A 22,594-nucleotide genomic window follows, 5' to 3' on the forward strand; every position below is an offset into this window, starting at 1 on the left:
CGGCGGCCTCCTCCCGATCACCGGCCGGGCCGGGTGCGGCTCCGTTCGGGGCCGCACCCGGTTCAGCGGGCCAGCAGCTCCTCCACCAGCGCGGACACCTGATCCGTGGCGGTGAGGAAGCCGTCGTGGCCCTGGGCCGACTCGATCACCCGGACCCGCCCGGGGACCGGCAGGTGGCGGGCGATCTCCTCCTGCTGGTGGAGCGGGTAGAGGTGATCGGTGTCCACCCCGGCGACGATCGTCCGTTCCGGCATGGCCTTGAGCGCCGCCGCCACGCCGCCGCGACCACGGCCCACGTCATGGGCGTTCATCGCCTCGGTGAGCAGGACATAGCTGGCGGCGTCGAACCGGCGGACGAGCTTGCCGGCCTGATGGTCGAGGTAGGACTCCACCGCGTACCGCCCCCGGTCATCGAGGTCCTCCCCTTCCTGGGGCAGGCGACCGAAGCGTTCGTCCAGTTCCCGTGAGCCCCGATAGGTGATGTGGGCGATCCGGCGGGCCACGCCCAGCCCTTCGGAGGGCACGCGGCCGGTGTCGTGGTAATCGCCGTCGAGCCAGTGCGGGTCGGAGCGGATCGCGTGCAACTGCGGTGCGGCCCAGGCGATCTGCCAGGCGCTCGTGGCCGCCGGGCAGGCCATGACCAGGGCCCGGCGGACCCGATCGGGGTGGATGAGCGACCATTCCAGGGCGCGCATCCCTCCCATGGATCCGCCGATGACCGCGGCCCAGGAGCGCACTCCGAGGGCGTCGGCCAGGGTCGTCTCGGCCCGGACCGTGTCCCTCAGGGTGAGGCGTGGGAATCGGCTTCCCCAGGGACTGCCGTCGGGCCCCTTCGAGGAGGGACCGGTGCTTCCCTGGCAGCCGCCGAGCACGTTGGGCGCCACCACGAAGTACCGGTCGGTGTCCAGAGCGAGGCCGGGGCCGACGACCCCCTCCCACCAGCCGGGTCCGGCCTGCCCGGGGGCGGCCGGTCCGGTCAGGTGGGCGTCCCCGGTGAGGGCGTGCAGGACCAGGACGGCGTTGGAGCCCTCCCGATCGAGGCGACCCCAGGTCTGGTAGGCCAGGCGGACACCCGGAAGGTGCCGCCCCGACTCCAGCTCCAGGGGGTGTTCGAGGGCGACCCAGCGGCGCGCGGCCACGGGGTCTCCCTCCCGCCAGCCCCCGTACGGAAGCCGGTCGGTGGGAGGGGCGGAGCCCTGGGTCATTGGTACGCCTTGGCCGCGCGGAAGCCGAGTTCGAGGTCGGCCTTGAGGTCGTCGATGTGTTCGAGGCCGACCGACAGGCGGACCAGCCCCGGAGCGACCCCGGCCGTGACCTGCTCCTCCGGGGTGAGCTGGCTGTGGGTGGTGCTGGCCGGGTGGACGATCAGACTGCGCACGTCGCCGATGTTGACGAGCTGGCTGAACAGTTCTGTGCCGTCGACGAAGGCGCGTCCGGCCTCCACTCCGCCGTGCAGTTCGAAGGAGAGCACGGCTCCGGCGCCGCGCGGCAGGTAGGAGCGGGCCAGCTCGTGGTGGGGGCTGGAGGGCAGCCCGGCGTAGTGGACGCGTTCCACCTCGTCCCGGGACTCCAGCCACTCGGCGAGGGCCTGGGTGTTGTCGACGTGACGTTCGATCCGCAGGGAGAGCGTCTCGACGCCTTGCAGGATGAGGAAGGAGTTGAGCGGGGCGATGGCGGCGCCGGTGTCGCGCAGCAGTTGGACGCGGAGCTTGGCGGCGTAGGCGCCGGGGCCGAGGGCCTCCCAGTACTTGAGGCCGTGGTAGCTGGGGTCGGGCTCGACGAAGCCGGGGAAGCGGTCCCCGTGGGCTCCGAAGTCGAAGGTCCCGGCGTCCACGACCGCGCCGGCGACGGTGGTGCCGTGGCCGCCGAGGTACTTGGTGGCCGAGTGCACGACGATGTCGGCCCCGTACTCGATGGGCCGGAGGAGGTAGGGGGTGGGGACGGTGTTGTCGACCACGAGCGGGACCCCGACCTCGTGCGCGGTGTCCGCGATCGCGCGTACGTCCAGCACGTTGCCACCGGGGTTGGCGAGGGTCTCACCGAAGAACAGCCTGGTCTCGGGGCGGGACGCGGCGCGCCACGCCTCCGGGTCGTTCTGGTCCTCGACGAAGGAGACCTCGATGCCCAGCTTGGGCAGGGTGTGGTGGAAGAGGTTGTAGGTGCCGCCGTAGAGCAGTGGGCTCGACACGAGGTGGTCGCCGGCCCCGACCAGGTTGAGGATCGCGGCGGTGATGGCGGCCGAGCCCGAGGCGAAGGCGACCGCGGCGACGCCGCCCTCGAGCGCGGCGAGACGCTGTTCGAGGACGTCTTGAGTCGGGTTCATGATCCGGGTATAGATGTTGCCGGGCTCGGCGAGACCGAAGAGGTCCGCGCCGTGCTGGGTGTCCCGGAAGACGTAGGAGGTCGTCTGGTAGATGGGGGTGGCCCGCGCGTTGGTGGCGGGGTCGGGCGCGGCCCCGGAGTGGATCTGCCGGGTCTCGAAGGACCAGGAGTCCTCGTTGGTGATGTCGGTGCTCAAGACGTACTCCTACCGATAAAACAGACCAAAAAAGTAGGGAATCACCACGAGGCTAGCACCACCCCCGGAGAAGGGCCAGCGGATCCCCGAAACCGCAGCGCCTCTCGCACCATGAGCCCCCTCACCCCCGCCCCCTGGAGCCCCCGTCTCGAAGTCCTCGATCGACGACGCACACGAGCGAGCCCCCGCCACGTGTGAACGACGGCGCCGCCGGGGAGTGTGGGGGGCACGGACTCCACTCGAGCCCGCACCCATGGTCGCTACCGACCGATATGCACTTTCTCACGTAGGGTTATCGAGCCACTACAAAGGACTGTCAACACACGCACGGGGGACGAATCGAGATGACGAACGACCACCCCGAGGGGCCGGGCGGCGACCCGGGTTCCTTCGACGAGTTCCTGGCCCGGTTCCTCGGCGCCCGCGGACCCGTCCGCCGCGTCGACCTGTCCAAGCTGATGAGCCCCGAGGCCCGACAGATCGCGGACGCCGCGGCGCGACGCGCGCTCCAGAGCGGTGGGGCCGACATCGACTCGGTCCATCTGCTCTGGGCGCTCCTGCGCTACCCGCCCGTCCGCGAACTGGTGGAACGCACCGACGCCGACGCCAAGCCCTTGGAGGACGTCATCGACCAGGCGGTCGCCCAGGCGCCGCGGGCGGTGCGCGGCTCCGCCCGGTTGACCCCCTCGGCCAAACGGGCCCTTCTCGATTCCCTCCAGATCGCCCGCGCCACCGGCAGCTCCGGCATCATGCCCGAGCACATCCTGTTCGCGCTCGCGATCAACCCCGACCACCCGGTCGGCCAACTGCTGCGCGATCAGGGGATCACCCCCGAGTCGTTGCAGAAGGCGACCGGTCCCGCCTCCGGAGGAGGTCAGGTCGAGGGAGAACCCTCGCAGACACCCTCCCTGGACGAATTCGGGACCGACATGACCGCCCTGGCCCGGGAGGGTCGGCTGGACCCGGTGGTCGGCCGCGACGACGAGGTCGAACAGTGCATCGAGGTCCTGGCCCGCCGGCGCAAAAACAACCCGGTGCTCATCGGCGACCCGGGCGTGGGCAAGACCGCGATCGTGGAGGGCATCGCCCAACGCATCTTCGACGACGACGTTCCCGAGACCCTGCGTGGACGGCGGCTGGTCCAGCTCGACGTCTCCGGGATCGTGGCGGGCACCCGCTACCGGGGCGACTTCGAGGAACGGCTGAACAAGATCGTCGAGGAGATCCGCGCCCAGTCCGAGAACCTGCTCATCTTCATCGACGAGATCCACACCATCGTCGGCGCCGGAGCCTCGGAGGGATCGACCAGCGCGGGCAACATGCTCAAGCCCGCCCTGGCCCGGGGCGAGCTGCACATCATCGGCGCCACCACCGTGGACGAGTACCGCAAGAACATCGAGAAGGACGCCGCCCTGGAGCGCCGGTTCCAACCGGTCCAGGTGCCCGAACCGTCGGTGGAGGACACCGTCGACATCCTGCGCGGGCTGCGCGACCGTTACGAGGCGCACCACCAGGTGCGGTTCGGGGACGAGAGCCTCGTGGCCGCCGCCGAGATGTCCGACCGCTACATCACCGACCGATTCCTGCCGGACAAGGCCATCGACCTCGTGGACCAGGCCGGAGCCCGCGTCCGCCTCCGTTTGAAGACCTCCAGCTCCACCCTGCGCGAGATGGAGAAGCGGCTCAAGGACCTGGAGGGCGAGAAGGACCGCGCGGTCCAGGACGAGGACTACGAGAAGGCCTCTCGACTGCGCGACGAGATCAACGAGACCAGGAGCAGTGTCCACCAGGCGCGCGGGACCGGCTCGGCCGTCCCGGAGGTCGGTCCCGATGACATCGCCGAGGTCGTCTCTCGCGGCACCGGCATCCCGGTATCGCAGCTGACCCAGGCCGAACGCGACCGGCTCGTCAACCTGGAGGAGGTGCTGCACGACCGGGTCATCGGCCAGGACGAGGCGGTCACAGCCGTCTCGGAGGCGATCCGCCGCAACCGGGCCGGGCTCGGCGACCCGGACCGCCCCGTGGGCAGCTTCCTGTTCCTGGGCCCGACCGGCGTGGGCAAGACCGAGTCGGCGCGGGCCCTGGCCGAGGCGCTGTTCGGTTCGGAGGACTCCATGGTCCGGCTCGACATGAGCGAGTTCCAGGAGCGGCACACCGCCAGCCGGCTGACCGGCGCGCCGCCCGGGTTCGTGGGATACGAGGAGGCCGGTCAGCTCACCGAGGCGGTCCGTCGCCACCCGTACTCGGTGCTGCTCCTGGACGAGATCGAGAAGGCCCACCCGGACGTGTTCAACCTGCTGTTGCAGCTGTTGGACGACGGACGTCTGACCGACGGCCAGGGTCGCACGGTCGACTTCCGCAACACCGTGGTGATCATGACGAGCAACCTGGGTTCGGAGGCGATCACCGGGGGCGGTCCGATGGGCTTCACCGCCGACGGGCAGATGGACGCCGACACCGAACGACGGGTGATGCGCCGGCTCAGGGAGGAGTTCCGCCCCGAGTTCATCAACCGGATCGACGAGGTCATCGTCTTCCAGCAGCTCGGCGAGGAGCAGATCGACCAGATCGCCCGCCTCATGCTGGAGCGGACCGAGGAGCGGATGGCGGCCCAGGACATATCGATCCGTTTCACCGACGAGGCGGTCCGCTGGATCTCCCGCCGCGGTTACCAGCCCGAGTTCGGCGCCCGTCCGCTGGCGCGTACCATCCAGCGCAACGTGGGCAATCGGCTGTCCAGGATGGTGCTGGATCGGCAGATCGCCTCGGGCGACCGGGTCGTGGTCGACGTGGACGACGCCGGCGAGCTGGTCATCTCGACCGAGTGACGGATGTGGACGGGCCCCGGACGCACGCGTCCGGGGCCCGTCTTCGTGTGTCCGAGGTCAGCCGGAGAGGCCGCTGGTCCGGATCCGCTCACGGATCCACTCCCCCGCGGGCTTGAGGGAGTCGGTACCGGCCCAGGGGCCGCCCGCGTTACAGGTGCCCGTCTCGAAGACCGCGCCGGAGCGGAAGTCGTCCGAGAAGTTCCAGTTCACCCAGCTGATCTTCTCCCGCTCCATCAGGTCGAGGTAACGCTGAGCGGAGGAGAAGTCGTCAGGCCCGTCACCGGTGTGCTCCTGGGTGCCGAACTCGGTGACGAACAGCGGAAGCTCCCGCACGGCCCGCTCGAAGGTGTCGTAGTGCACCGTGTCGTGGGAGGCCGCGTAGAAGTGGTACACGTACATGATGTTGTCCGCGTCCACCGGGTCGGCGACGATCTCGGAGTGGTCGGAGCCCTCCGACACCCCCAGCGAGGACCAGGCACGGGTGCCGACCAGCACGAGGGAGTCGGGGTCCTCGGCCCGGATGACCGGGATGACCTCCTCGGCGTAGCCCTTGATCGAGTTCCAGGAGACCCCGTTGGGCTCGTTGGCGATCTCGTAGAGCAGGTTGTCCTTGTCCGCGTGGACCGAGGCGATCTCCTGGAAGAACTCCTTGGCCCGCCCGGTGTTGTGGTTCGGGTCGCCCGGCGTGAGCATGTGCCAGTCGACGATCACGTAGAGGCCGCGCTCGGTACCCTCCTCGATGAGCTCGTGGACGCGGTCGGTGAAGCCCCGGGGGTCGGTCTCGTAGCCGCCCTCCTGGATGTACATGGACACCCGAAGGACGTCGGCCCTCCAGTCGTCGGCCAGGGCGTCCAGGGAACCGTCGGTGAGGCAGTGGTCGTACCACTGGATGCCGTGGGTGCTCATCCCGGTGAGCTGGACCTGTTCACCGTTCTCGTCGCAGAGCTTGATGCCGCAGACGGAGAGCCGTCCGTGTCCGTCGATGGCGGTGGTGTCCGGGGAGGTGGACGAGACCGGTTCGAGTTCCTGGCCGGAGGCCGGGAAGAACGCGGCCGCGCCGAGCAGGAGCGCTCCCACCGCTGTGAGGGAGAGGGTCCGGTACGGGTGGCGGGCGGGGGTGGTCGTGCGAAGACGCGCCAAGGGTGACCTCCAACGGGAGCGCGGGCCGGCCGCGCGCAGGGGGCGGGGGGATCCGGAAGGAGTGTTTCCCGTAGAAGTTACGACTTGGTAGCACAAACGTCAAGAGGCGTGACCCAACGTGATCATACCGGGCACGCGCCCTCCCGGGGCCCGCCCGGGAAGGCGCGTGCCCCTCATCGGCCCCGTCCGGTCAGGCGGGCTCCGGCTCGGGTTCGGGCCCCGGAGGGTCGGGGACCGGGCCTGGAGGGCCTGGCTCGGGGTCCGGCAGCGGACTCGGCTCCGGAGGGACCGGCCCCGGCGGCATCGGAGCCGGCGGGAACGGATCCGGAGGCATGGGATCGGGCTGTCTCAGATCCGGATGGAGGGCGCTCATGCGGATCACCTCCTCTCGATACCGGTCGTCGCGCGTACTCTCGCCCCTCGTATCGGGCCTCGCGCCATCACCCGTCCTTTCCACTGTCGACGTCCCGCCGACGTTCCTCCGCCCGCGAGCTCTGGTTCATCCGCCTGCCGGCCCTCTCGTTGAGCGCGGCGACGACACCGACCAGACGTCCGATCCGGCTGTCGGCGGCCTCGGATCCGGAACGTTCCTCCACGCGTTCGGGGGCGCCCGGCAACAGTCGCCCTACAAGACGCATACCCGCCTGGGTGAGGCCCGGGGCCACTCCGTGGACGGCCAGGCCGATCCTGGCGATCGGCGAGATCACCAGGAAGCCGCGTCCGCTCGCGGCGGCGGCCACGATGCGCCGGGCGGCGCGTTCGGCGCTCACACTGAGCAGCGGGGCGCCAGCGGCCAGCGCGAACCACGCGTACTCGCGTTCGGGGTTTCCACTGAAGACCACCCCGCGGTGCGAACCGGTGCGCATCAGCCCCGGAACGACGGTGACCACACGGACCCCGCTCCCCCCGGACTCGGCGGCCATGCCCTCGGACAGCGCCGCCCAGGCGTGCTTGGCGGCCGAGTACGGCAGCAGGTGCGGCACCGACAGGTAGGCGCCGATGGAGGTGATGTTGACGATGGTGCCGCCTCGTCCGCGCATCCTCTCCATCGCGGCGCGGGACAGGTGGAAGGGGCCCCAGAACATGACGTCCATGGCCTGGACGAAGGCGTCGTCGGGCAGGGTCCTCTGGGGGCCGACCCGCATGATCCCGGCGCTGTTGACCACCACGTCCAACCGGCCGAAACGCTCGACCGCGTCGTCGAGCAGGGAGTCGACCGCCTCCGGGTCGGTGACGTCGCAGACCACGCCGAGGGCCTCCACACCGCGGCCGGTGAGCTCGGCGACCGCCCGGTCCAGATCCTCCCGTCCTCGGGCGCAGATCACCACCGAGGCCCCACCGGCCCCGAACTCCCGGGCCAGCTGGAGACCGAGGCCGCGCGACCCTCCGGTGACGAGCACGACCCGGCCGTTCATCCGTCGGGCGCGACGGCGTTCGGACAGGGCGGAGGCACCGGCCCCGAGGGCGGCCGCGGCCGCTCCCCAGGCGAGGAGCTCCGCCCCGCTCCGACCCGCGGACACCGGTGTCGACTCCCGTGAGCGGCGGTGGCGTCTCCACAACCACCGGGCTCCGGCCAGGGTCAGGGTCGTCCTCAGACCTCGCATCGGTGCTCCCCTGCGGCGCGTGCGCGTCGATGGGTCCGTCCCATGTACTCCCCTGTTCGGGTCGAGTGCGTCGGTGGGGGATGTGGGGACACAGTTACCCGGTGCTCCGTGGGAGAAAACCGTGTCTGGGAAGAGATGGAGAACCCGGGCCTTCGCCTTGGGACGGCCCGGGTCCCTCGAACCCCCACCGGGCCCGGATCAGCGCAGGACGAACTCTCCTTCGGGGCCGCGCAGGACCGCCTCCAGCGAAGGGGCGTCCCCTCGGACGACCTCCAGGTCCACTCCGAGGGCGGACAGGACCGGGGACAGGGAGTCGGGGTCGGGATGCTCGGCGCGCAGGGACACCAACTCCAGGGCGGGCAGGTCCCCCAGCCCCGGCTGCGGGGTGTCGCCCCAGTCGATGAGGAAGGGGACCGGGGCCGGGTAGTGGTCGGCCTCCCGTTTGGCCAGCAGCCAGCGCAGGACCGACCCTTCGGGGGTGGTCCGGGACCATGGTTCGACGTCTCCCGGGTCGTGCCCGACCGCTCGGGCGCGTTCCACCGCGGCCTCCAGGTCGCCTTCGACCCGGACCGCGAACGTGGCCAGGTGGGGGTGGTCCAGCGTGGCCAGGCCGAACACCGGCACCGGACCGGGGTCGGCCCGCTCCGGGTCGGGGCCGACGATCTCCAGGTAGTGGGGCACCCGCCGTCCGTCCACGGTGAGGGCGATCAGGGCGTTGGCCGAACCGACCGGGTGGCTTCCGCCCCGGACCGGAGCGACCCCCGAGAGGTCCGCGAAGGCCGGTAGGGCGGTCTCCAGGTCCGGGACGGCGTAGACCAGGTGGTCGAGGGTGGCGGGGATGCTCATCGGTCTCCCTCCGGGGTCGCACGGCCCGAGGCCGTACGGCCGGGCCGGTCGTGCGGATGTACGGGCTCCCCCAAGGAGAGCATGAGCCGGTTGGCCCAGTTGAAGAAGGACGCGCTGTTGATCACGTCGCCGATCTCGATGTCGGACAGCCCGTGGGCCCGCAGCTCGTCCACGTGCTCGGGGCCGAACTCCACGGGGGTCCGGGACAGGGCGACCGCCGCGCGGACCACGGCGTTCCAGAGCCGGTCGCCGGTGTCGGTGTCCACGCCCTCGGCCAGCAGGCGGTCGACGTCCTCGCCCCGGGAGGAGAAGCGGGCGGCCAGGCGCGCGTGCACGGAGGCGCAGAACACGCAGCCGTTGAACCGGGACACCGCGGCCGCGGCGAGCTCGCGTTCGGCCCGGGGCAGTCCGCCCTCGGTGTTGTGGAAGATGTCGAAGTCGGTGCGGGTCCGCGCCTCCAGGGCGTCCGGGTCGCGGACCAGCAGCGCGAAGTAGGGCATCCGGGCCCTGGATTCCTCGACCAGGGCCTCTCGGTGGCGCGGGGTCAGTTCGTCCTCGGTCAGGGGCGCGAGCCAGGGCAGCCAGCCCACGGTCGAGCGGGTGAAGTGCTCGGGCCGACGGGAGTCGGGGTGCTCGGTGACGAGGTCGGGAGCGGTCGCGACGGTGTTCTCGGGTACGGCGTTCACGATCGGGCGTCCTCCGTTCGCGTGGAGAGGGCCTCCAGCCCGTGGACCAGCCGGATCTGGAAGGCCAGGAAGGAGACGAGCTGGGAGAGGGTGACGATGTCGGTGGTGGTCCATCCGGCGGCGGCCAGGGCGCGCAGGTCGTCCGGTCCGGCCTCACGGGGACGCAGTACGAGCAGGTGGGCGTGTTCCAACGCGGTGGCCACGGCCTCGCCGAGCAGGGCGCGTTCGGGGTCGGACACCGTCAGGGTCGGTCCGTCGGTGGACTCGTCCACCAGGCCGTCCTCGCGGTGGCGACCGGCGGGTCCGTGGGCCCGCGCCCACTCCCCCAGGGCGACGACCGTGTTCGCGGCGTCGTCTCCGGCCCGTTCCCGGGCCAGGCCTTCATAGTGGTCACCGAGCCGGGAGGCCTCGTGCAGGGTCGCCACGAAGACGGCGATGAGCGCGCGTGTCGCGTGAGGGACGCCGCCCGGGTCGGCGGGTTCGATCAGGGCCCGGTGGCTGAGCCGGGCGTTGGCCCGGGCCTCGGGCCGGGCGGCCCGCACACGGTCCAGGGGACTTCCGGGCGTGATGTCGAGCAGACGGTCGACGAGATCGTCCGTCATGTGGCCTCCTTCGAGGAATGGGTTCGTCGGCGGGTCAGGCGCCGAGATCGATGTCGTTCCGGGTCCAGCCGAGCTCGGGGGCGACCCGGGTGGCGATGAGCTCCATGGAGCGCAGCACGTACTCGTGCGGCGGATCCACCGAGTGGACCTGGAAGGACAGGTGGGTGGCGCGCCGGAGCGCGGTGTCCCGGGAGAGCGACTCCAGGACGTCCTCCGGGGTACCGACGTGGGCGTCCAGCCGGGCCAGGAGCTCTTCCACCGGCAGCCGGTCGACCTCGTCGCCGAGGGTGGAGCGGGCGAAGCGGGTGTTGCGGTAGCCGTGTTCGGCCAGACGGAGCGCCTCCTGTCGGTCGTCGGCGACGAACAGGGTCCGGGCCACGCTGATCCGGGGAGCCGCCCCCGGCGCCAGATGGTCCAGGTAGGCGTCGATGATGGGGTTCTGGATGTCCCACAGCGTGGTCTCGGGCGCCTCGGCCGGGCGGGGCTGGGTGCGCGAGAGCATCAACCCGTCGCCGCGTTCGGCGGCCGTCACCGCGAGCGGGCTGGAGAAGGTGGCGAACCAGAGCCGTTCCAGGAGCTCGGGCCGGGCCGGATGGAGCCGGTTCGAGGTGCCGTCGAAGGCCTCCCCCGCCAGCGCCGCGAGGAGCGCCTCGCGTTTGCGGGCGAACACCTCGCGCCGTTCGGTGAACTCCACCCCGAAGCTGGGGAAGGTGGAGGGGGTCCCTCCGGAGCCGATCCCCACCTCCAGGCGTCCCTCGCTGAGCAGATCCAGGACGGAGGCGTCCTCGGCCACCCGGATCGGGTCCTCCAGTGGCAGGGTGACCACGCCGGTCCCCAACCGGATCCGTTCGGTCCGGGCCGCGGCCCGGGCCAGGAACACCAGGGGCGAGGGCAGGCCGCCCTCGTCCCCGTCGAAGTGGTGCTGGGCGACCCAGGCGCTGTCGTAGCCGAGGGCCTCGGCGTGCCGGATCTGTTCGAGGGCCAGACGGTAGCGTTCCGCCGGGGGCGCGTCGTCCAGCACCCGGGTGAAGAAACCGAGCTGTTCGGGCATGGCCGTGCTCCTTGTGATGTCGTCGCGGATGGTTCAGGGGCGGGCCGGGAGCGCGGGCTCCCGACGGCCGGGGATGGCCTCGATGAGGCCGCGCGTGTACTCGTGGCGGGGATCGGCGAAGACCTTCTCGGTCACGCCGGACTCCACCACCCGACCGCCGCGCATCACCGACAGGGTGTGCGAGAGGCGCCGCACCACCGCGAGGTCGTGCGAGATGAACAGGTAGGTCAGTCCCAGATCCTCCTGGAGTCGTTCGAGCAGGTCGAGGATCTGCGCCTGGACGGTGACGTCGAGCGCCGAGACGGGTTCGTCCAGGACCACGACCTCGGGTCGCAGCACCAGGGCTCGGGCGATGGCCACGCGTTGGCGCTGGCCGCCGGAGAGTTCCCGGGGTCGACGGTCGCTCAGGTGCGTCGGGAGCGCGACCCGCTCCAGGAACTCGGCGACCGTGCGCGCGCGTTCGGCTCTGTCACCGATCCGGTAGTTGACCAGGGGTTCGGCGACGATGGAGCCGACCGTCCGCCGGGGATCGAGCGAGCCGTAGGGGTTCTGGTAGACCATCTGGAGCCGACGGCGCAGGTCGCGCAGGCCCCTGCCCCGGAGCGGGCCGATCTCCGTTCCCCCGACCGACACCTCGCCGGAGGTGGGGCGGCGAAAGCCCATGACGGCGCGGGCGGTGGTGGTCTTGCCCGAGCCGGACTCCCCCACGATCGCGTGGGTGGTGCCCGGCGTCACCGTGAAGGAGACCCCGTCCACGGCGCGGAACCGGTCCCGGCGGGTTCCGAACTCCTGCACCAGGTCCGTGACGGCGATCGCCGGTGGCAGGTCGGCCCGTTCGGCGAGCAGGGCGGCGGTCCGTTCGGCGGTGCGGTGCCCCGCGCCGTTCAGGGCGGGGGCGTCGGCGACCAGCCGCCGGGTGTAGGCGTGGCCCGGTGTGGACAGCACCGTCGCCGTGTCGCCGGCCTCCCGGACGCGACCGCCTTCGAGCACCACCACCCGGTCCGCCCGGTCGGAGGCCACCGCGAGGTCGTGGGTGATGAACAGGACCGACGTGCCGTCCTCCGTTCTGAGTTCGTCGATCAGGTCGAGGACGGTCCGCTGCACGGTGACGTCGAGGGCGCTGGTGGCCTCGTCGGCGATGATCAGCTCCGGGCGCAGGGCGATCGCCGCGGCGATGAGGACGCGTTGACGCATGCCCCCGGAGAGTTCGTGCGGGTACTGGCGGGCCCGACGTTCCGGATCGGGGATGCCCACGCGTTCCAGGAGTTCGAGCACCCGGGCGCGGATCCGCCGTTCGTCGGCCCATCGGTGGATCCGCATGACCTCGGCGATCGCGTCCCCGATCCGCTTGACGGGGTTGAGTGAGGTGCCGGGGTCCTGCGGGACGAGTCCCACCCTTCTCCCCCGCACCGACTCCATCCGCCTGTCGCTCCACGAGGTGATGTCGGTGCCGTTGAGGCGGATCCGGCCACCGGTCACCCGTCCGTTGTCGGGCAGGAGACCGATGACGGCCTGCGCGGTGGTGCTCTTTCCGGAACCGGACTCGCCGACCACCGCGACCACCTCGCCGGGATGGACGGTCAGGGAGACGCCGTGCAGGACCGGGGTCTCCACGTGGCGAGAGGTGTAGGCGACGGTGAGGTCCTCGACCTCCAGCACCGGTGTGGTGCCGTCCGGGTCGGAGACGTCGGATCGGTTGCGGGTCATGCTCTCCCCCGTCGTGCGATCGAGGCGCTGATCCGGTTCGCGGACAACACGACCGCGACGACGACCAGGCCGGGAAGGGTGGTGAGCCACCAGGAGGTGGCCACGTAGTCGCGCCCCTCGGCGATCATCAGCCCCCACTCGGGGGTGGGCGGCGGGGCGCCGTAGCCCAGGAATCCGAGGGTGGAGATGGCCAGGATCGCGGTGCCGAACTGGAGCGCCGCCAGGGCCGCCACCGCGGTCAGGGAGTTGGGCAGCACGTGCCGCCACAACACCGTGAGGAAACGGCCCCCGCCGGCGTAGGCGGCCTCCACGTAGTCGGTGGCGCGCACCCGCACCACCTCGGAACGGGCCAGCCGGGCGAAGGCGGCGACACCCGCCACGCCCACCGCGAAGGCGATCTGGGCGGTGCCGAAGCCCAACACGATCACCACGCTCAGCGACAGCAGCAGCGAGGGAACGGCCAACAGGACGTCGACCACCCGCATCAGGACGTCCTCCACCAGACCGCCCACGGTCCCGGCGACGGCGCCGATCAGCGTGCCCGCCACCAACCCGACGGTGACCGCGATCAGGGCCCCGGAGAGCGAGTGGACCGAGCCGTACACCACCCGGGCGAACACGTCACGGCCGGTGGCGTCGGTACCGAACGGGTACTCGGCGTCCGGAGGGCGCAGGGCGTCGGCCGCGACCCCGGCGACCGGGTCGGCGGAGGTGAACAGGCCCGGGGCCAAGGCCCAGGCCACCGCCACGAGGACGACCAGCCAGGCCAGGGCGGTGCCCACGTCCACCCGCCGCAGCCGTTCGAGGGCGCTCGGGCGGGCCGGGACCGATCCCGTGACCGTCGCGGATCGGGTCGAGGTGTTCGGGTTCACGCGGCCGCACCCGCCTTCGTTCTCAAGCGCGGATCCAGCAGGGGGTAGAGCAGGTCCACGCACAGGTTGATCAGGACGAACACGGTGGCGGTGAGCAGGACGACGGCCTGGAGGACCGCCACGTCCTGGTTGCCGACCGCCTGTTCGGTGAGCCGGCCGAGACCGGCCCGACCGAACACGGTCTCGGTGACCACGGCGCCGCCGATCAGCTCACCGAACAGCACGCCCGCCATGGTCAACGCGGGCAGCAGGGCGTTCCCGGCGACATCGCGCCACAACACCCGGTGGTGGCCCGCTCCTCGGGACCGCACCACGGTGACGAAGGGCCGGGTGTACACCTCGTCGATGCTCCGCACGAGGATCTGGGCCAGGGGCGCCGAGATCGGGACCGCCAGGGTCAGGACCGGCAGGATCAGCCCCTCCACCGGCCCCGGCGCGATCACCGACACCAGGCCGAGCCGGAAGGAGAACACCTGGACCAACAGGATGCCGAGCCAGAACACCGGGACCGAGACGAACAGCGACGGCAGGGCCCGCAGGGCGCCGCGGATCCAGGAGAGCCGCGGATAGGTCGACAGGAAGGCGATCCCCACGGCGAGGATCACCGCCACGACGAACCCCAGCGAGGCCAGCAGGAGCGTGCCCGGCAGGGCCTCGGCGATCATCCGGCTCACCGGCGTACCGCTCTGGACCGAGTAGCCGAAGTCCCCCCTCAGAAAGCCCAGGAGGGTGTGGAGGAACTGTCGGTGGGCGGGGACGTCCACACCGTAGGCCTCGCGCAGGGCGGCGATCTGTTCCGGAGACAGCCCCAGTTCGGGGTTCTCGAACCTGATCATGACGGCGTCGCCGGGCATGGCCTGGAGGAGGACGAACGCCGCGGTGAACGCGGCGAACAGCACCACCACGGCCTGTCCGACCCGTCGGAGTACGTAACGCATACGAGCTCCTCCTCACTGAGTCCGGGGACCGTTACTCACTCAGCCAGACGCCCTGGAAGGAGGGGCGGGCGACGGATTCGAAACCGATCCCGTGCACGCTCGGGGCCACGCCGTAGACCTGCGGCTCCTCGAACAGCGGGATGACGTAGGCCTGCTCCGAGAGGTAGCGCTGCGCCTCCGCGCTCGCCTCGTCGCGCTCCTCGGGGTCGGCGGTGGAGGCCACCGCCTCCAGCAGCTCCTCCAGCCTCTCGTCCTCGACGGAGTCGCCCTTGGGGTCACGGTTGAGCAGGGTGTTGCGGTTCCGGGAGTGGTACTGGCTCTTGATGACGTCGTGGTCGGCCCGGCCCACCATCGAGTGGTAGAGCTGCACCTGGTCGGGGTCGTTGATCGCCTCGGTGTAGGTGCCCGCGTCGGCCGCCAGGATCTGGAGATCGACCCCGATCCCGGCCAGCTGCCGGCCGACCAACGTCAGGGTCTCGAAGGAGCGCGGCTGCGGGGCGGCCTCGTTGACCACCAGGGAGAGCCGTTCCCCGTCCTTCTCCCGGATCCCGTCGGATCCGACGGTCCAGCCGGCCTCCTCCAAGAGCTCCTCGGCGCGTTCGGGGTCGTACTCCAGGTACTCGGACTGGTCCGCGTAGCCCTGGGCGGTGCTACTGAGCGTGGAGGTCGCCGGCGGGTAGTGGTCCGTGTAGATCGTGTCCACGACCTCTTGGCGGTCGATCCCGGCCACCAGCGCCCGGCGCACCTTCAGGTCGGAGAGGATCTCGTTGCCGAACCGCAGGCTGAGACTGTTGTTCACCCCGTTGGTCTGCGGCGCGAGGATCTCGATACCGGCCGCCTCGACCCGCTCCTCGTCCTGGGCCTGGACGTAACGGGCGACGTGCGCCTGTCCTGAGGTCAGGGCCCCCACTCGGACACTGTCCTCGGGGGTGACGTTGATCCGGACCTCGTCCAGGTAGGGACGTCCCTGGTTCTCCCAGCTCTCCGGTGCCCAGGCGTAGTCCTCGCGGGCGGTGAGGGTGAGACCGGTGCCCAGTTCCTCGTCGGAGACGACGAACGGGCCGGAGCCGATCACCTCGGTCGCGTTGCCGGGGCTGAAGCCCTCCTGGGCCAGTTCGAGGGTCTCGGCGGAGAGCAGGCCGGAGTTGATGGTGGAGGTGGCCTGGAGGAACCCGGGCGAGGGGGCGTCGAAGTGGAAGCGGACGGTGTTCTCGTCCAGGACCTCGCTGCTCTCGTAGTTGTTGATCGCCTCGGAGACGATGAGGGCGCGATCCTGATCGCCCAGCCCGTAGAGGTCGAAGTTGGCGGCGACGACCTCCGCATCCAGCGGAGAGCCGTCCGAGAAGGTGACGTCGCCGCGCAGGGTGAAGGTGTACTCGGTGGCGTCCTCGTCGACCTCCCAATCGGTGGCGATCCAGGGCTCGAACTCCAGGGTCTCGGGGTCCTGGTGGACGAGTCGGTCGGCGATGTTGTTGACCAGTCCGCCGTTGGGGTAGAAGCCCGCCTCGGGCGGATAGAGGCTGTCGTGGGGCTGGTACTCCAGGTAGACGAGGGAGCCGCCCTGGACGGGTTCACCGTCGGCTCCGGCCCCGGAGGAGGCCGGGGATCCGCAGGCCGTGAGAAGGGCGAGTACGGCCGCGGTCGGCAGAAGCAGGGCACGTGACGGGATGGGAGCGTGGGACACGTTCTTCCTCTCGAAACCGACGGCCGGGATGCGGGCCCGTTGGAGTCACGGGTTCTCGCGGGGACGTCCCCGCCGCGTCGGATAGCACTTGCGCCCGACGGTCGCGGGCGCCTGGTCTTGCTCGGGAGCACCCCACCGCCGTACGAGGGTTGCTGTCCCGCCTGCCGAGCCAGACGGCGGGAGCTCTTGACCGGACAAAAACATATCATACAGGTAGGAAAACTCGATTTAAGGGACGAGTGACCCCCGCCACCCGAGGGCCGAGCCTCGGGGAGAACGTGTTCACACGGCTCTCAGCAGGCCTCGAAGAGATGCTCCGGGTCGGAGGAGGGGACCAGCGCCGCGTCCCTCAACAGCACACGATCCGGACGTTCGGGATCAGCGCACACCACATCGAAGTCGAGAGCGGCCTCCGCCAGCTCCTCGGGGTACTCCACCGCGAGCACGTTCCCCGAACCGTAGACCCTGGTGTAGGCGCCGCACTCGTGCCACGCGGCGCAGGACTCGGTGACGGCGAGGTCGAACCCCACCTCGTCATGGCCGCGACCGGTCTCCTCCGCCGTGTTCTTCTGCGCCGCGGCCAGACCACGCCCGTGGGCGACACCGACCAGGACCGAGGCCAGAGCCAGGTTGTCGTCGACCGTCAGAGCCTCACCCGAACGCAGATACGAGTCGAGGTTGTCGAACTCGACGGCGTCGAACCCGGCGTCCGCGCATCGATCGATGGTCTCGGTGAGGATCTCGGCGATCCGCTCCCGGCGCTCGCCGGTGGAGGTGTCCAGGATCCGTTCGTCCGGCCAGCCCGGGTCCACCACCGGCTCGCCGTCCTCACCCCTGAGCACCAGGTCGGGATCCTCCTCGAGCCAGCGGTCGAGCTCGTCCGGCTGGGTCTGGAAGCCGTTGACGTAACAGACCGAGTACAGGCCGGGGGCGGGCTCGGCGGTGCTGTCGCGCACCACCGTGGTGACCCCTTCGGGCGGCGGATAGGCGCCGCCCAATTGGTAGTCGAAGCCGCCTTCGGGAGGAAGCTCCACCGCCCGTTCGGGGGCGCACCCCACACCCGAGAGCGCCAGGACGACCGCCCCGAACACCACCGCGACGCGCCCGCGACCCCGAACCATGCCTCGACCCACCCCTTCACCGCGGAGGAGGCACGATCAAGGAGCGCGACGACCTCCGGACACCCCGAACCCCGTCATTGTGCCAAAGCCCCGCACGCGCCCCTAGGACAGGCCCATCCCATCTCCGCGCGGACGGAGAACAGCACTCAGGTCTCACGCGATCTCGCATGTCACCTGGAGACATCCCCGCGTACGCGGGGGACCGTAAGGACGCTGGAGACACGACTTCACGGCGGAAGACCGGACACTCCCGCACACGGAGGACAACCGGGCCCGGAACCGCTCATCTCGTACAGCAGGGAGCCATCCCCGCGTACGCGGGGAGCAGGACGGAGCCATGCTCACCAGTGCGCTGGAGGCGGGATCACCCCCGCGTGCGCGGGGAGCAGCAGAGCCGCCGCGCGGTTGCGCCACCAGTCGCGGGATCACCCCCGCGTGCGCGGGGAGCAGCGCGATCCAGAGCACCTGAAGTTCTACGCCGAGGGATCACCCCCGCGTGCGCGGGGAGCAGTAGAACACCTCGCTTCCCTTGGCGGGGATGGCGGGATCACCCCCGCGTGCGTGGGGAGCAGCGCTTAGGCGGTACGGGGCGTCACCCCGTACCGGGATCACCCCCGCGTGCGTGGGGAGCAGGCCCGCCGTACGGCCCCGCGTGCTCTGACTCAGGGATCACCCCCGCGTGCGTGGGGAGCAGCACGCAGGGCTCCTTCTCATCGTTGGGTCGCAGGGATCACCCCCGCGTGCGTGGGGAGCAGCGGAGGCGCGTGTTCGTCTCCTCCAGGCGGTTGGGATCACCCCCGCGTGCGTGGGGAGCAGAGGGTTCTACCTTCTGGGGGCATGCCAGTTGAGGGATCACCCCCGCGTGCGTGGGGAGCAGCCTCGTTGACCTGCACGTTCATCAGCCGGATAGGCCCGAATCCGCACGTTGTGGAAATTCAGACACACGAACCAATTCACCCACACTCCTCACCTGCCGAACCGGCGCCTCTTCGAGGCCTTACTCCAGCCCTTCTTCACCGGAACCGGGGCGGTCGCAGCTCCCCCGCCCTCCTTGGGACGCTGGATCAGGGTCATTCCCTCGTGATCCACCGGCCTCCACTTGTGTTCAAAGGTCTCGAAGGCGAACCCCTGCTCGTTGTCGGTCGCATGCACGAGCAGCGCCCTGCCATTGCCGGCGTACTGCCGGACCTCCTCCCACAAGACCTCCCGGACCCGCGCGGAGGGCTTGCCGATGAACACGTTCGGGGCGATCTGCAACAACCATCTCGTGAGATGGCCGCGCAGTCCTGCCGGACAGTTCGTGAGGATGATGACCGTCACCAGATCACCCCGAGGTTCCTACCCGACTCGATGTCCGGCCCCTGGTCGGTCCGGAGACCCACACGGTCCGTCTCCTCGACCTTCTTCCCCTGCAGCAGCAGCTCCTTGATGTCCCCGACACACCGCTCGAGTAGCCCCTCCTCATGGATACGGTCGCGGAGGGCACGCCGCGTTCGTGCTCCAACCTCCTCATCCCCTTCCGCCGCCACGTCGAAGGCGACCGGTACGGCCACTTCGACCCGGTACAGATCGGCCACGTCGAGCACGAACGACTGTTCGTGTCCCGAATGCACGAAGCCCAGCCCCGGGCAGCAACCCAGGGCCGCGACCACGGACTGGGCCACACCGTAGAAACACTGCGCCGCGGCGGTGATCGCCTGGTTCGGAGCGTCCCCCTCGTCGAATCTTCCGGGGACGTATCTTCTCCCTTTCCATTCGACCCCGGTCCGGGCGGAGTGTTCCCGGTAGGCCGCTTTGACCCGGTCGCCCTCCATCCCCAGCAACTCCCGGCGGCTCCGTCCCTCCACGTTCTCCCCGGGGAACCGCTTCAGGTACATCGCCCGCGCCACGTCGAGCCGACTCCTCTTGTTGGCCCACAGCCTGGCCTGAGCCTCCACCAAGGCCGAGCTACGGGTCAGGGAACGTCCTCCGGAGTAGTAGCGCACCCCGTTCTCACCGACCCACACGACCCCCGCTCCGCTGTCGCCCAAGAGCGCCATCGCCTGATGCGTGACCCGTGTCCCCGGCCCCAGGAGAAGGGTTCCGATGGTCGCGCCGGGAATGTAGCGAACGCCTTCGCCGTCCTCCGCGGTGATCGCGTTGTCCTCTCGATGGATCACGCATCTCTCGAGGTAGACGAAGGAACTCCGGTCCTCCGCTCTGGTCAGTTCACGCGGATTCAGCGCGGCACGTCTACCCACCGTCGCCATCGTCACCTCACCGGGGCCAGGGTCATCAGACCACACCCATAGGCCTTCGCCCGACCGATCCCCGCGCACAGAGCCCTCCGCAGGGCCTCGGGGTCGGTGACGGTCAGCCTCCCATCGAAGGTGGCGGTGACCACGGGGACCCGCATGCGTGCTCCCTTCCTGTGCGGGCGCGGGTCGGGCTTATCGAACCCCGAGTCGTCGCGCCCATGCACCAGCAGATCGTAACCGTCGATCTCCGGCAGGGCCGGTTCCGTCCCCTCACGACGCAGCACCTCGAACCCCCGGCCCGCCTGCTGTTTGAGCAACCATCCGGCCTGGTGGCGAGGGGTCACGTGCGCGGTGCGCTTGGTCTCCTCACCGTCCTTGCGACGAATACTGTGCACGGGGTTGGCGGTGAGCCGAAAACCCCAGGTCTGCCCGGCCTCCAACCGGGACAGGAACCCGGTGTAGTCGTGTGTGCTCCACCAGGTCTCCGGATCTGACCTGGGCCAGCCCGCCTGTTCCACCATGTGGGTCAGCTCGGGGCGGCTCGGGCTCACCATGTATAGAAAGACCTCGGCCTTGGCGTTACGGTCCACGCGCCACAAAACCCGGGGGCCACCGGGCTCGGCCGCCGCACCGGAGGGAACCGGGGAGGTCGGCAGCAGGCCGGGGAAACCCCCCAGTACGGCCGCGTGCATGGCCTGTGGGGAGGAGAGCAGCCTGCGCGAGCCGGAACGATGGGTGTTGAGACGGAATCGGGTCAGGTACATCAGTTGGCTCCCAGGGCCGAAAGGGGGTCGTGATCGGGGGCCGTTCGGCTGTGCGCGTGAGGGACGGGCACCGTGACCGCTCCGGAGCGGACCGCCCGCAGACCGTAGCGTCGGTGCCTCGGATCGAAACTGATCGGAAGATCGCGCAGGGTGTCGGCACCACCGTCACCGGGCTCGGCGTCGACCAGAACGCCCAACTCGACCTCGACCGTCCCCCTCCCCGCACGCCGCGACCGATACCACTGCGAGGCCTGCCACGGCTGGTCGCGCAGCACGTCCTCGACGCTTCCGGCGACCGGTTCGCACAGGTCGAGGGGGCGTGAGGGCGGGCAGGAACGCCGTCCCAGGTAGGGAAGGTAGACGGGGCTTCGCACCGCGGAGTACAGCGCCCCGATCAGTTCCGGGTTCCCTTCCAGCGCGACGACGTACACCGCGTCGGCCTGGTAGAAGCGCTCGGAGATCGGCATGGAGACACCGGTGACCTGGTGATGGGCGGTCTGGTAGTCGCGTACACGCACACCAGGCTGATCCACACGGACGCCGTAGCGCAGCGCCACCAGATCGGACAGGTCCGCTACACGTTCTCTGCCCAAGGCCGCGGCGAGCAGCCCGATCACACCGCTCTTGGTCGGGGAGTTCTCCGTACCCCGCCGGGAGAACCGAGAGGAGGATCCCCACGCTTGGAGCGGCCCCGCCAGGACCAGGGGCAGGGTGTGCGTGGCACTCATTCCGCCGACGCCTGTCGACCCGCGACGGCCGCGCCGACCCGCTCGACCAGTTCCGGCAGGGTGACGTCCTCGCCCAGCCCGGCGAGCTCGGCGGTGCGCTCTCCGACCCGGACCACCCAGGTGTCGACGTCGTCGCTCGCCCCGAACGCCTTCTCCACCTGGGGCACGTACTCGGCGAGGCGTTCACAGGCCTGGGCGACGTGACCGGCCTCGGCCTCGACCGGCTCCTCGAAGGCCCCCACGAAGCTGATCGGGCGGGCACCGCGCAGCTTCACGACGACCGCGTCGGGCAGGGTGTGATGACCGAAGGTGTTGATCTTGCCGGTGGGCAGCGATTCCACGAAACCACGAACGAACGCCTCGACGGCACGGCGCAGCGGCTCGGTGATCGGCTCGTCCTCACGCAGCCCCTCACCCAGGTTCCTACGGAGCAGGTCCACGTCCACGGCCGCGTACCGGTACAAGGTCGAGGAGTTGAACTCGACGGTGCCGATCATGCCGGCGCCGGTCTCCTCCTCCGGATTCTTGTCGTCGACCGCCGTGTAGTAGTCCGATTCGTTCTCCACCGCGTGCACGCTGATGGCGTGCGCCACCTGGGCCGCGGCGTCGACGTTGATGTCGGCCCCGTCGGCGACCATCCGACCGAACAGGGCGATGTCGACGGAGTGGTGGGTGTCGGCGATGGACTTCGCCCGGGCCTTGTTCTCCTTCTCCTTCAGGAAGGCCTTGATGTCCTCACGCCCCTCCACCGCGAGTTCCGCGAGGCCTTCGCGCTGGCGGGCGCTGAGGAACATGAGGTAGGCGGACTCGGGCGCGGGCGCGGGGTCGCCGTTCTTCTTGGCGGCGTCGACCTTGCGTTTGGGGGGCTCGATCTTGGAGCCGGTGGCCACCTGGATGGTCTCCGCCGCGAGGGCGAGCGCCTCGGCCTCCTCGATGGAGGGTTCGATCTCCCGGATACGGGAGGAGACGAGTTCGGCGACACGCTTGGTACGCGTACCCAGTTCACGAGGGTCGAGCAAGGAGCCGAAGGCGGTCCGGGTGGCGCGCTTCCAGGCCTGACTGGAGACCCTGGAACGGCGAGCTCCACCGTAGACGGCGGTCTTGGGGGTCCCTGTGTCATCACGGTTGAGGTTGCTGGGCGGAACGGTCTGCAACACGTGCACGTCGAGGATGGTGCGGCTCATGGGGGTGTCCTCATCTTCTCTATCGGATGTCTGTGAAGTGCTGGTGCGGCGGGCTCGAGGCCCCGGCTCTTCGGCGATGTCCCA

General features: G+C 70.3%; 19 protein-coding genes, 1 CRISPR repeat array and 1 riboswitch. Of the genes, 1 reads left to right on the forward strand and 18 read right to left on the reverse strand.

Annotation, left to right across the window (positions count from 1 at the left end):
* Window positions 1–62: 62 nt before the first annotated feature.
* Complete coding sequence (gene metX / locus D451_RS0107480; protein ID WP_017533956.1) at window positions 63–1,205, reverse strand: homoserine O-acetyltransferase MetX; 1,143 nt, start codon at window positions 1,203–1,205, stop codon at window positions 63–65.
* Window positions 1,202–2,518: a bifunctional o-acetylhomoserine/o-acetylserine sulfhydrylase gene (locus tag D451_RS0107485; RefSeq protein ID WP_017533957.1), complete on the reverse strand. Its 1,317-nt coding sequence runs from the start codon at window positions 2,516–2,518 to the stop codon at window positions 1,202–1,204. Before D451_RS0107485 ends, metX begins: the two co-directional genes overlap by 4 nt.
* A gap of 344 nt (window positions 2,519–2,862) precedes the next feature.
* Between D451_RS0107485 and D451_RS0107490 the strand changes: the two genes are divergently transcribed.
* On the forward strand, window positions 2,863–5,346 hold the full coding sequence (locus D451_RS0107490; RefSeq protein ID WP_017533958.1) for an ATP-dependent Clp protease ATP-binding subunit: 2,484 nt from the start codon (window positions 2,863–2,865) through the stop codon (window positions 5,344–5,346).
* 57 nt (window positions 5,347–5,403) lie between these two features.
* Here the strand turns inward: D451_RS0107490 and D451_RS0107495 are convergent, their stop codons facing one another.
* From D451_RS0107495 to cas7e, 16 genes are all read right to left on the reverse strand, one after another.
* A complete protein-coding gene (locus D451_RS0107495) occupies window positions 5,404–6,486 on the reverse strand; it encodes a glycoside hydrolase family 5 protein (RefSeq protein WP_017533959.1) in 1,083 nt (360 codons plus the stop codon).
* A 440-nt stretch (window positions 6,487–6,926) separates the two neighbouring features.
* Window positions 6,927–8,090: an SDR family NAD(P)-dependent oxidoreductase gene (locus D451_RS0107500; protein WP_017533960.1), complete on the reverse strand. Its 1,164-nt coding sequence runs from the start codon at window positions 8,088–8,090 to the stop codon at window positions 6,927–6,929.
* Between the two features lie 198 nt (window positions 8,091–8,288).
* Window positions 8,289–8,936, reverse strand: a complete 648-nt coding sequence (locus D451_RS0107505) for a VOC family protein (RefSeq protein WP_017533961.1) — start codon at window positions 8,934–8,936, stop codon at window positions 8,289–8,291.
* Entirely contained in the window at window positions 8,933–9,622 is a 690-nt protein-coding gene (locus tag D451_RS0107510; RefSeq protein WP_017533962.1) for an alkylhydroperoxidase domain protein, read from the reverse strand. The genes D451_RS0107505 and D451_RS0107510 overlap by 4 nt, the downstream gene beginning before the upstream one ends.
* Window positions 9,619–10,224 carry a CMD domain protein gene (locus D451_RS0107515; RefSeq protein ID WP_017533963.1) on the reverse strand — a complete coding sequence of 202 codons (606 nt, stop codon included), beginning with the start codon at window positions 10,222–10,224 and terminating at the stop codon, window positions 9,619–9,621. Before D451_RS0107515 ends, D451_RS0107510 begins: the two co-directional genes overlap by 4 nt.
* A gap of 34 nt (window positions 10,225–10,258) precedes the next feature.
* Window positions 10,259–11,275, reverse strand: a complete 1,017-nt coding sequence (locus tag D451_RS0107520) for a putative FMN-dependent luciferase-like monooxygenase (protein ID WP_017533964.1) — start codon at window positions 11,273–11,275, stop codon at window positions 10,259–10,261.
* Between the two features lie 33 nt (window positions 11,276–11,308).
* Complete coding sequence (locus D451_RS0107525; protein ID WP_017533965.1) at window positions 11,309–12,982, reverse strand: dipeptide ABC transporter ATP-binding protein; 1,674 nt, start codon at window positions 12,980–12,982, stop codon at window positions 11,309–11,311.
* Window positions 12,979–13,854 (reverse strand): ABC transporter permease, encoded by an 876-nt coding sequence (locus tag D451_RS0107530; RefSeq protein ID WP_017533966.1) that lies wholly within the window; start codon window positions 13,852–13,854, stop codon window positions 12,979–12,981. The genes D451_RS0107525 and D451_RS0107530 overlap by 4 nt, the downstream gene beginning before the upstream one ends.
* Complete coding sequence (locus D451_RS0107535; RefSeq protein ID WP_017533967.1) at window positions 13,851–14,792, reverse strand: ABC transporter permease; 942 nt, start codon at window positions 14,790–14,792, stop codon at window positions 13,851–13,853. The genes D451_RS0107530 and D451_RS0107535 overlap by 4 nt, the downstream gene beginning before the upstream one ends.
* Window positions 14,793–14,823: 31 nt before the next feature.
* Window positions 14,824–16,476, reverse strand: coding sequence for a TIGR04028 family ABC transporter substrate-binding protein (locus tag D451_RS0107540; RefSeq protein WP_017533968.1), 1,653 nt, complete (start codon window positions 16,474–16,476; stop codon window positions 14,824–14,826).
* A gap of 79 nt (window positions 16,477–16,555) precedes the next feature.
* Window positions 16,556–16,668: riboswitch (SAM riboswitch) on the reverse strand.
* A gap of 101 nt (window positions 16,669–16,769) precedes the next feature.
* A complete protein-coding gene (locus D451_RS0107545; protein WP_017533969.1) occupies window positions 16,770–17,597 on the reverse strand; it encodes an endo alpha-1,4 polygalactosaminidase in 828 nt (275 codons plus the stop codon).
* 360 nt (window positions 17,598–17,957) lie between these two features.
* A CRISPR array of direct repeats spans window positions 17,958–18,474; the repeat unit is 29 nt; unit sequence GGGATCACCCCCGCGTGCGTGGGGAGCAG.
* Window positions 18,475–18,563: 89 nt separating this feature from the next.
* The gene (gene cas2e, locus D451_RS0107550) at window positions 18,564–18,917 is read right to left on the reverse strand and encodes a type I-E CRISPR-associated endoribonuclease Cas2e (RefSeq protein WP_017533970.1); all 354 of its coding nucleotides are present in this window, start codon (window positions 18,915–18,917) and stop codon (window positions 18,564–18,566) included.
* Window positions 18,914–19,846 (reverse strand): type I-E CRISPR-associated endonuclease Cas1e, encoded by a 933-nt coding sequence (gene cas1e / locus D451_RS0107555; protein WP_017533971.1) that lies wholly within the window; start codon window positions 19,844–19,846, stop codon window positions 18,914–18,916. Before cas1e ends, cas2e begins: the two co-directional genes overlap by 4 nt.
* Before the next feature lie 2 nt (window positions 19,847–19,848).
* Entirely contained in the window at window positions 19,849–20,598 is a 750-nt protein-coding gene (cas6e, locus tag D451_RS0107560) for a type I-E CRISPR-associated protein Cas6/Cse3/CasE (RefSeq protein WP_017533972.1), read from the reverse strand.
* The gene (cas5e, locus tag D451_RS0107565; RefSeq protein ID WP_017533973.1) at window positions 20,598–21,326 is read right to left on the reverse strand and encodes a type I-E CRISPR-associated protein Cas5/CasD; all 729 of its coding nucleotides are present in this window, start codon (window positions 21,324–21,326) and stop codon (window positions 20,598–20,600) included. Before cas5e ends, cas6e begins: the two co-directional genes overlap by 1 nt.
* Complete coding sequence (cas7e, locus tag D451_RS0107570) at window positions 21,323–22,510, reverse strand: type I-E CRISPR-associated protein Cas7/Cse4/CasC (RefSeq protein WP_017533974.1); 1,188 nt, start codon at window positions 22,508–22,510, stop codon at window positions 21,323–21,325. The genes cas5e and cas7e overlap by 4 nt, the downstream gene beginning before the upstream one ends.
* Window positions 22,511–22,594: the final 84 nt, after the last annotated feature.

This window comes from Nocardiopsis alba DSM 43377, assembly GCF_000341225.1.
Classification (GTDB): Bacteria; Actinomycetota; Actinomycetes; order Streptosporangiales; family Streptosporangiaceae; genus Nocardiopsis; species Nocardiopsis alba.